Raw genomic sequence first — 9,576 nt, 5'->3', positions numbered from 1 at the left:
TTCGCGCTGTGGGGCGCTTTGGGTGGGCAGACCCTCCGCAACCGCACCACTGCGCGAAGCGCATCTCAGAACTCGATCTCGAGCCGATCGGTGACGGGACGGGCCTGGCAGCCGAGGATGTAGCCGGCGGCGATGTCCTCGGGATCGAGGATCTCGCTGTTGTCCATCTCGACCTTGCCCTCGAGGACCGTGCACGCGCAGGAGCCGCACTCGCCCTCCTGGCAGGAGTAGGGCACGTCCAGCCCCTTGGCCAGCATGATGTCGACCAGGGTCTGCTTGCGCGGCCAGCTCAGCTCGTGGGTCTCGCCGTCCAGGGTGACCGAGGCGCTCGCGGCATCGGCGGCCTCCTCCTCGGTGACCTCCTCGAGCTCGACGTCCTGGAACGGGTCGCCGGCGAGCGAGTTGAACACCTCGGCGTGCACGGACGTACGCGGGACGCCTGCCTCGGCGAGGGCCTTGTGCACGGTGTCCATGAACGGGCCGGGGCCGCACATGAACGACTCGAAACCGGCGAACGGCGCGGCCAGGGTCGCGAACTGATCCGGGGTCGGCAGGCCCTGCAGGCTCTCGAGCCAGTGCACCACGGTCAGCCGCGTCGGGTACTGGGCGGCGAGGCTGCGCAGTTCGTCGCGGAAGATCACGGAGTTCTCGTCGCGGTTGGCGTAGACCAGCACGACCTTGCCCGAACCCTCGCTGAGGGCGGACTTGAGGATCGAGATGACGGGGGTGATGCCGCTGCCTGCGCCCCACAGCAGGAAGTCGTGGTCGAGCGACTTCGGGGTGAACACGCCGGAGGGCGGCAGCATCTCGATGGTGTCGCCGACCTTGACGTTGTCGCAGAGCCAGTTCGAGCCGTAGCCGTCGACGGTGCGCTTGACGGTGACCTTCGGCTCGGCGTCGCTGAACGGCGAACTCGCCAGCGAGTAGCAGCGCGCGACGGAACCGGTCAGGTCGCTGGGGATGCGCAGGGTCAGGAACTGGCCGGGCTTGTAGTCGAACCTGCTGCGCAGATCGGCGGGGACGGCGAACACGAGCGACCGCGCGTCGGAGGTCTCCTCTACGACGCCCGACACTGTGAGCACAACCGACCTGGAGCTGTGCGGCACGTCAACAGTGGTCATCGGGATGGGTCCTCTCGGTGTTCGGGTCAAATCTGAAACGTGTTCTAGTTTCAAATGTAGCAGAAACCATGGAAGCAGCTGGATCGTAGAACTGGACCCCCGCATCCCGATAGTCGGGATACGCGAAGTCAGGTTTCCTGGGCGAGCTGGCGGTCGAGTTGAACCCGCAGCCCGGCAATCAGGGTCTCGACGCCGAAGCGGTAGATGTCGCAGCCGTGCACCTCGTCGAGGTGGCTGGTCGCACGCGCGACGACCTCCGGCAGCCCGGTCCGGTCCGGCATGGTCGGATCCTGTGTCGAGGCGCCGCTGCGGCCGAACAGGTAGGTGTGGATCGTGGCGTACGCGGCGAGCACGTTGCGCTCGGAGAAACCGGCGTCGAACAGGATCTCCATCACGAGCGCGATCAGTCGACGCTGCTTGCGCAGCATCTGTTCGAGCAGGATCTCGCCGAGCCCGGGGTACGAGGCGAGGCGCGCGTCGATCTGGTCGATCAGGATGCGCAGGCGCTCCGTCCAGGAGAGGGTGGGGTCCGGGGCGGTGACGCCGGACAGGGCCGCGGTGGCGACCAGGTCGAGGAGTTCGTTCTTGTCGGACACGTAGTAGTACGGCGCCATGGCGGAGACGCCGAGTTCGCGTGAGAGGCGTCGCATCGACAGTTTGTCGAGTCCGTCGTCGTGTACGACGCGCAGCGCCGCCTCCACGATCTCCTGCTCGGACAGGTTGCCGTGTGCGGTGCTGGGCGTCCGTGAGTCGCCGGTGGAGTTGCGGCCAGCCGGTCGTCCCAAGATCACGGACTTGTCCGTCATCGTGTCCTTCATGGCCTGAAATCGGGACGGCAGGCGCCGTTCCCGACTTCATTTTAGGGCGAATCGGCCGCGAGGGGAGCCGGTCTGGAGAAAAGTGTCAGGTGTGCTCGGAGGCAGGCCGGTGGGTGGTGCCGTTACCCGCCCACGGAAAGATCTTGATCGGCAACGGAATTCGGAGGGCGGCTGGTCGAGAGTGAGGCCAGCCCGCGCGAGAGGGTGTCGCTGCCCGCTCGCAGCAGTGCCGGAAGCTCGAGCGATTCGTCGTCGAGCCACTGCTCGTAGGCGGACAGGGCGACGCCGAGCACGATCCATCCGACCGTCCGAGGCAGGTGGTCCGACGGGCTTCGGCCGAGCCGTGCGGCCACGTACTCGGCGATGACCTCGCGCCAGCCGTTGTACATGAACATCGAATAAGCCTGTAGCGCAGGCGCTTTCAGGATGATCTCCATCCGCTGTCGGTGCAGGGCGGCGACGTCGGCGGGGAAGCTGTTGAACTCGAGCAGCGCCTCGGTGAGGCCCTCGGCCAACGGGATGTCGACGGGCAGTTCGGCGAGCTGGGCGCGCATGTTGGCCAGGTGCAGGTCGAAGTCGCCCCACGGGACGGCGTTCTTGGACGGGAAGTAGCGGAAGAACGTGCGCCTGGCGATACCGGCGGCCTCGGCAATCTGGTCGACGCTGGTCTCCTCGAAGCCGTGCTCGGCAAACAGTGCAATGCCGATGTTGCTGATCCGGTCGCGCGTCGTGGACGGCCTGCGACCGATCCGACCGGTTGTTTTGCTCGCGCTCCGCACCAGTTTCTCCTCCGGTCTTTCATTCTGCACTCGATGCCATTATTGTCGTGAACCGGGTCACATCGCGTGTCGCGTGTGGCCGGCACCAACCCTGACACAGGAGGCAAGTCGATGTCCGACCATCGCGAAACTGTCATCGCCGAGACCGAGCTCGTCCAGGAGTCGCTCGTGGAAGAGGTCTCGATCGACGGCATGTGCGGCGTGTACTGACCGTGGATCTCGACACCGGGTGGAAGCTGCACCCGCAGGTGGCGCTTCGCCCCGAGCCGTTCGGGGCGTTGCTCTACCACTTCGGCACCCGCAAACTGTCGTTCCTCAAGAACGTGACCATCGTCGGCATCGTGAAGTCGTTGGCCGACCATCCCGACGCCCGTAGCGCGATCCGTGCCGCCGGCATCGAGGACGCCCGCATCGACCTCTACGCCCGTGCCCTCGGCACCCTGGCCGAGTCGAAGATGATCGTGCCGATGGCCGCGAGTACGGCTGCCTGACCGCCGCCCACCGGCCCTGCTCGCGACATCGCGACGCCCACACCCCTACTTCGTCTGACGAGGACACACCCATGACCTCCGTTCTGGAACCCCCTGCTCCTGCCCCGGTCGGCCGGTTGGTCGATCAGTTCGAGCTCGGCCTCGATGCCCCGATCTGCCTCACGTGGGAGCTCACCTACGCGTGCAACCTCTCGTGCGTGCACTGCCTGTCCTCCTCCGGCCGACGCGACCCGCGCGAGCTGAGCACCGAACAGTGCAAGTCGATCATCGACGAGCTGCAGCGGATGCAGGTGTTCTACGTCAACATCGGCGGCGGTGAACCGACGGTCCGGTCGGACTTCTGGGAACTGGTCGACTACGCCACCGCGCACCAGGTGGGCGTGAAGTTCTCCACCAACGGCGTCAAGATCGACAAGAAGGTCGCCGCCCGGCTCGCCGCCAGCGACTACGTCGACGTGCAGATCTCCATCGACGGTGCGACCGCGGAGGTCAACGACGCGGTCCGCGGACCCGGCTCGTTCGCGATGGCGGTGCGGGCACTCGAGAACCTCGCCGAGGCCGGTTTCAAGGACGCGAAGATCTCGGTGGTCGTGACGCGGCAGAACGTGAGCCAGCTCGACGAGTTCAAGGCCCTGGCCGACAAGTACGGTGCCACGCTCCGGATCACCCGGCTGCGCCCGAGCGGTCGCGGTGCCGACGTGTGGGACGAACTGCACCCGACGCAGGACCAGCAGCGGGAGCTCTACAACTGGCTGGTCGCCAACGGCGACGGCGTCCTCACCGGTGACTCGTTCTTCCACCTGTCCGCCTACGGAGACGCGCTGCCGGGCCTGAACCTGTGCGGCGCGGGCCGGGTGGTGTGTCTGATCGACCCGATCGGTGACGTGTACGCCTGCCCGTTCGCGATCCACGAGCAGTTCCTGGCCGGGAACATCGTGTCGGACGGCGGGTTCCAGCACGTGTGGCAGCACTCGGAGCTGTTCGCGGACCTGCGGTCGCCGCAGACCGGTGGCGCCTGCAGCAAGTGCGATCACTACGACGCCTGCCGCGGTGGCTGCATGGCGGCGAAGTTCTTCACCGGCCTTCCCATGGACGGGCCGGACCCCGAATGCGTGCAGGGATACGGGGAGTCGGCACTCGCCGCCGACCGCAGCGTCCCCAAGTCCAGCCAGGATCACTCGCGGACCGGCAAGCGAGCCGAGCGTCGCGCCCCACAGGCGCCGGTGCCGCTGACCCTGCTGACAACCCGGCCTCCGGCCAAGATCTGTGACGAAAACCCGCTTGCGGGAATGAAGTAGAGGATTTCGATGGCAAAGAACACGTGGTTCGAGACCGTTGCCGAGGCGCAGCGGCGGGCCGAGAAGCGGCTCCCGAAGCCGGTGTACATGGCGCTGGTGGCCGGCTCCGAGAAGGGCTTGACGACCACCGACAACATCGACGCGTTCGGCGAGCTCGGATTCGCCCCACACGTCGCCGGGCTGTCGGACAAGCGTGAGCTGTCGACCACCGTGATGGGGCAGCCGTTGTCCTTCCCGGTGATGATCTCGCCGACCGGTGTGCAGGCCGTGCACCCCGACGGCGAGGTCGCCGTCGCCCGGGCCGCCGCCGCGCGCGGCATCGCGATGGGACTGAGCTCGTTCGCCAGCAAGTCCGTCGAGGAAGTCACGCAGGCGAATCCGCAGACGTTCTTCCAGATGTACTGGGTCGGTACCCGGGACGAGCTGCTGCACCGGATGGAGCGGGCCCGCAAGGCCGGCGCCACCGGCCTGATCATGACGCTCGACTGGTCGTTCTCGATGGGCCGGGACTGGGGCAGCCCCGCGATCCCGGAGAAGATGGACTTCGCCGCGATGCGTGCCAACGCCCTGCAGGGTCTGCTGCACCCGAAGTGGCTGTCGCAGTTCGTGCGATCGGGCGCCATCCCGGACCTGACCACCCCGAACCTCGCTCCGGCCGACGGCGGCCCGGCTCCGACCTTCTTCGGCGCCTACGGTCAGTGGATGGGCACCCCCCTGCCTACCTGGGAGGACGTCGCCTGGCTGCGTGAGCAGTGGGACGGGCCGTTCATGCTCAAGGGTGTCATGCGGGTCGACGACGCCAAGCGCGCGGTCGACGCCGGCTGCACCGCCATCTCGGTCTCCAACCACGGCGGCAACAACCTCGACGGCACCCCCGCCCCGATCCGGGCGCTGCCCGCGATCGCCGAGGCCGTCGGTGACCAGCTCGAGGTGGTCCTCGACGGCGGCATCCGCCGCGGCTCCGACGTCGTCAAGGCCCTCGCGCTCGGCGCCCGCGCCGTGATGATCGGTCGCGCGTACCTGTGGGGTCTGGCGGCCAACGGCCAGGCCGGAGTCGAGAACGTCCTCGACATCCTGCGCGGCGGTGTCGACTCCGCGGTGCTCGGCCTCGGACACTCGAACATCGCCGACCTGTCGCCGAAGGACCTGGTCATCCCCGACGGCTTCCGTCGCGACCTCGGGATCTGACCACTGCCTGTCGCGATCACCTCGAAGGCCACCCTGGCCGGGCGCAGCGCCCAGTCCAGGGTGGTCTTCGGCGCTCACGAGACGAATCTCGGTGACGGCCGCGCGTTGTCCCGGCGCCACGCCGACTACTACCGTCGCCGGGCCGTCGGCGGCTGCGGCATCGTCGTCACCGAGCACGCGTCCGTGTGCGCGGACGACTGGCCGTACGAGCGGGCCCCGCTCGCGACGGACTGCGAATCCGGTTGGCGCGACATCGTCGCCGCATGTCGACCGCACGGGACGCTGGTGCTCGCCGGGCTGAGCCACCGCGGCCTGCAGGGTTCGAGCGCGTACTCGCAGTCGGTGCTCTGGGGGCCGTCGCCGGTCGCGGACGTGGTCACGCGCGAGCTGCCCGCGGAGATGGGCACCGCCGAGATCGACTCGGTCGTCCAGAGTTTCGCGTCGGCTGCCGCGCTGGCCGCGGCCGCCGACGTGGACGGGGTGGAACTCGACGCCGGTCCGACGGCGCTGTTGCGACAGTTCCTGTCGGGACTGACGAACACCCGCACCGACGGCTACGGCGTCGACCGCTCGCGGCTGCTGCGGGAGGTGGTCGCCGCGGTTCGCGCCGAGATCGGCGTCGACCGGATCCTCTCGGTGCGGCTCAGCTGCGACGAGCTCGCCCCGTGGGCGGGCATCACTCCCGAGTCCGCGGCGCAGACCGCGCGCGAGCTGGCGCCCCTGCTCGACCTGCTCGTGGTCGTGCGCGGCGGGCCGATGTCCGCGACGGCGTACCGTCCGGACGCGCACACCCCGCCGATGTTCAACGTGAAACTCTGTCGGGACATTCGTGCGGCGGCGGGCGGATCCGTGTCGATCGTGTTGCAGGGCAGCGTGATCGACCTCGGCGACGCCCAGCGATCCGTCGACGACGGGGTCGCCGACCTGGTGGAGATGACGCGGGCGCAGATCGCCGATCCGGACCTGGTCGCCTCGGCCCGGTCGGGGCGGGCACCGCGGCCGTGCGTGCTGTGCAACCAGGCATGCCTCGTGCGTGATCCGAGGAACCCGATCGTCACCTGCATCGGCAATCCCGAGGCCGGCCACGAGTCGATCGAAGAACCCTTGTCCGCGAAGGCATTCCAGGCGCTGGTGGTCGGGGGCGGGCCCGCGGGGCTCGAGGCGGCTCGGGTCCTGGCGGCAGGCGGCGCCCGGGTGACGCTGGCCGAGCGCTCGGAGCGGCCCGGTGGCGCGCTCGCAGCAGCGGCGATCGGCCCGGGCCGAGAAGGGTTGTCCGCGTTGCCGGGCTGGATCGAGGGCCAGTGTCGCCGGCTCGGGGTTCGTATCGAGACCGGGCGCGCGGTGACCGCGGGCGAGGTCGAACGCACCCTCGCCGCCGGGACCGCGGTCGTCCTCGCCACGGGCGGGGTCGCGGCGCCGACGCGGTGGCCCGGACCGTCCGCCGTCGCGGTGCTGAGCGCGCCGGCTGTGCTGTCGGGGGAACCGATGCCCGCCGGACCGGTAGCGGTGTACGACCCGGTCGGTGGTCCCGTCGCGGTGGGTGTCACCGAGTGGCTCGCCGCCGCCGGGTACGACGTCACCTTCGTGACACCCGACCCGGTCGCCGGCACCCTGCTCGGTCGCACCGGCGACCTGGCGGACGCGAACGCCCGGCTCGCGCGTGCCGGGGTCACGCGTCGACTGCGCACCCGGGTCGTCGGGCTGGCCGCCGATGGCGTCGAAGTCGAGCACGTGTACACCGGAGAGCTCGAGACCGTGCCGGCCGCCACGCTGGTCGACTGCTCTCATCGGGTACCCGGGACCGCACTCGCCGGGGTGTCGCGGGAGGCGGTGCGAGCCGGCGACGTCGTCGCGCCCCGCACGGTTCTCGAGGCCGTCCGCGAGGGTCGCGCGGCGGCGAGAATGCTGCTGCGGCGGGAGCATTCGTGACCCGGTACCCGCATCTGCTCACACCGTTGCGGATCGGCCCGCGCACGGTCCGGAACCGGGTGGTGTTCACCGCGCACCTGACCAATGCCGCCGTGGACGGCCTGCCCTCCGACCAGCACGTGGCCTACTACGAGGCCCGCGCCAAGGGCGGAGCAGGACTGATCGTCACCGAGGAGCACTGCGTCCACCCGACGGACTGGCCGTACGAGAAGGTGATTCGCGGCTATCGGCCCGAGGTTGTCGCCGGCTACCGCCGGATCACCGACGCGGTGCACGCCCACGGCACGGTGATCGTGGCGCAGCTCAACCATAACGGCGGTCAGGGTTCCGGCATGTACTCCGAACTGCCGCTGCTGGCGCCGAGTCCGGTGCCGGATCCCCTGTTCCGTGAGGTACCCCGGGCCGTCGACGACGCCGACATCGCCGAGTTGCTCGCGGGCTACGCGACCGTCGCCCGGCACTGCCGGCTCGGTGGCTTCGACGGCGTCGAACTGCAGTGCTCGCAGTCCTCGATCATCCGGGCGTTCCTCTCGCCCGAGTCGAATCTGCGAACCGACCGCTACGGTGGCACTCTCGGCAATCGTGCCCGCTTCCTGCTCGAGGTGGTCGAGGCGGTTCGCGGCGAGATCGGACCGGATCTGGTGCTCGGTGTCCGCCTGACGGGTGAGGAGTCGATCGCCCGGGGCATTCACCTCGACGAGGCGGTCGAGGTCGCCGCGATGGTCGAGGCGAGCGGCCGGGTCGACTACGTCAACACCTCGATCGGGATGGCCACCGAGACCCTGCACCTGATCGAGGCGTCGATGGCCGTGCCGCGTGGGTACTCGCTGTTCGTTCCCAGTGCGATCCGGAAGCGCGTCTCGTTGCCGGTTGTCGGCGTCGGCAGGTTCACCGAACCCGAGCAGGCCGATCGTGCGCTCGCCGAGGGACACTGTGATCTGGTCGGAGTGGTGCGGGGCCAGATCGCCGACCCGGACTTCGCGGCCAAGGCCGAGGCCGGGCAGCCGCAGGACATCAGGACCTGCCTGTCCTGCAATCAGGAGTGCATCGGGCGGGTCGGGATGAACCGCTGGCTCGGGTGTGTCGAGAACCCCGAGGCGGGACGGGAGTCGGCGCCGCTGCCGTCCCCGACACGTCGACCGAGGCGCGTGGTCGTGGTGGGCGGTGGGCCGGCCGGACTGCAGGCGGCGGCAACGGCGGCGCGGCGCGGTCACGAGGTGACGCTCTACGAGCGGGCACCACGGACCGGTGGACAGGTCGTCGTGGCGGCATCCGCGTCCGGGCGCGTCGAATTCGGGACCCTGGTACGCAATCTCGAGCACGAGTGCGTGCGGCGCGGCGTACGCGTGCGCACCGGTGTGAGCGTCGACCAGGCCTTCGTGCGGGCGCTCGAACCGGAGGTCGTGATCGTGGCGACCGGCGCGCGGCCGCAGCGACCCGGCTGGGCCGGTGACAGCGCTCGGGTGGTCGACGTGCGGGATGTGCTCGAGGGTCGGGCGGCGCCGACCGGGCGGGTGCTCGTGTTCGACGAACTCGGCTTCCACCAGGCCACCTCGGTCGCGGAGACGCTGGCCGAGCGTGGCTGCGAGGTGACCGTCGCGACCAGCGCCATGATCGTCGGACAGGACCTCGGGCTGACCCTCGACATGGAGGGCTGGCAGCGGCGCGCACACGACAAGCGCATCGCGCAGTGCACGGATCTGGTGCCCATGTCGGTGACCGAGACCGGCACAGCGGTGCGGGTCACGCTGCTGCACCACCCGACCGGCGTCGTCAGCGAACCCGAGTTCGACTCGGTGGTGTGCTGCGTGCACCAGCGACCGGTCGACGCGCTCTGGAAAGAACTGTCCGGGAGTGCATTCGAGGTTCACCGGATCGGTGACGCGCTCTCGCCCCGGCGCGCCGACGCGGCGGTGGTCGAGGGCCACCGGGCGGGCATGTCGGTGTAAGCG

The 9,576-nt window shown here is 69.4% G+C and carries 9 protein-coding genes; 6 read left to right on the top strand and 3 right to left on the bottom strand.

Annotation, left to right across the window (positions count from 1 at the left end):
• Positions 1-65: 65 nt before the first annotated feature.
• The 3 genes from ACFVH2_RS24300 to mftR form a co-directional block, all read right to left on the bottom strand.
• On the bottom strand, positions 66-1,121 hold the full coding sequence (locus tag ACFVH2_RS24300) for a 2Fe-2S iron-sulfur cluster-binding protein (RefSeq protein WP_378421504.1): 1,056 nt from the start codon (positions 1,119-1,121) through the stop codon (positions 66-68).
• Between the two features lie 128 nt (positions 1,122-1,249).
• Positions 1,250-1,927 (bottom strand): mycofactocin system transcriptional regulator MftR2, encoded by a 678-nt coding sequence (gene mftR2 / locus ACFVH2_RS24295; protein ID WP_378421502.1) that lies wholly within the window; start codon positions 1,925-1,927, stop codon positions 1,250-1,252.
• A 134-nt stretch (positions 1,928-2,061) separates the two neighbouring features.
• On the bottom strand, positions 2,062-2,718 hold the full coding sequence (gene mftR, locus ACFVH2_RS24290) for a mycofactocin system transcriptional regulator (RefSeq protein WP_378421501.1): 657 nt from the start codon (positions 2,716-2,718) through the stop codon (positions 2,062-2,064).
• Positions 2,719-2,829: 111 nt separating this feature from the next.
• On the opposite strand from mftR, the gene mftA reads away from it, so the two are divergent.
• The 6 genes from mftA to ACFVH2_RS24260 all read left to right on the top strand — a co-directional run bounded on the left by mftA (position 2,830) and on the right by ACFVH2_RS24260 (position 9,573).
• Entirely contained in the window at positions 2,830-2,928 is a 99-nt protein-coding gene (gene mftA / locus ACFVH2_RS24285) for a mycofactocin precursor MftA (protein ID WP_142100268.1), read from the top strand.
• Positions 2,913-3,209 carry a mycofactocin biosynthesis chaperone MftB gene (gene mftB, locus ACFVH2_RS24280; RefSeq protein ID WP_378421499.1) on the top strand — a complete coding sequence of 99 codons (297 nt, stop codon included), beginning with the start codon at positions 2,913-2,915 and terminating at the stop codon, positions 3,207-3,209. Before mftA ends, mftB begins: the two co-directional genes overlap by 16 nt.
• Positions 3,210-3,280: 71 nt before the next feature.
• The gene (mftC, locus tag ACFVH2_RS24275) at positions 3,281-4,507 is read left to right on the top strand and encodes a mycofactocin radical SAM maturase (RefSeq protein ID WP_378421497.1); all 1,227 of its coding nucleotides are present in this window, start codon (positions 3,281-3,283) and stop codon (positions 4,505-4,507) included.
• A gap of 9 nt (positions 4,508-4,516) precedes the next feature.
• Positions 4,517-5,695 (top strand): pre-mycofactocin synthase MftD, encoded by a 1,179-nt coding sequence (mftD, locus tag ACFVH2_RS24270; RefSeq protein ID WP_378421495.1) that lies wholly within the window; start codon positions 4,517-4,519, stop codon positions 5,693-5,695.
• A gap of 3 nt (positions 5,696-5,698) precedes the next feature.
• Complete coding sequence (locus ACFVH2_RS24265) at positions 5,699-7,624, top strand: mycofactocin system FadH/OYE family oxidoreductase 1 (protein ID WP_378422165.1); 1,926 nt, start codon at positions 5,699-5,701, stop codon at positions 7,622-7,624.
• Positions 7,621-9,573 carry a mycofactocin system FadH/OYE family oxidoreductase 2 gene (locus ACFVH2_RS24260; RefSeq protein WP_378421493.1) on the top strand — a complete coding sequence of 651 codons (1,953 nt, stop codon included), beginning with the start codon at positions 7,621-7,623 and terminating at the stop codon, positions 9,571-9,573. The genes ACFVH2_RS24265 and ACFVH2_RS24260 overlap by 4 nt, the downstream gene beginning before the upstream one ends.
• Positions 9,574-9,576: the final 3 nt, after the last annotated feature.

The organism is Rhodococcus sp. NPDC127527 (assembly GCF_042672245.1).
Taxonomy (GTDB): domain Bacteria; phylum Actinomycetota; class Actinomycetes; order Mycobacteriales; family Mycobacteriaceae; genus Rhodococcus_G.
The sequence above is the reverse complement of the archived record's forward strand: the minus strand, read 5'-3'. Positions and strand labels throughout refer to the sequence as shown.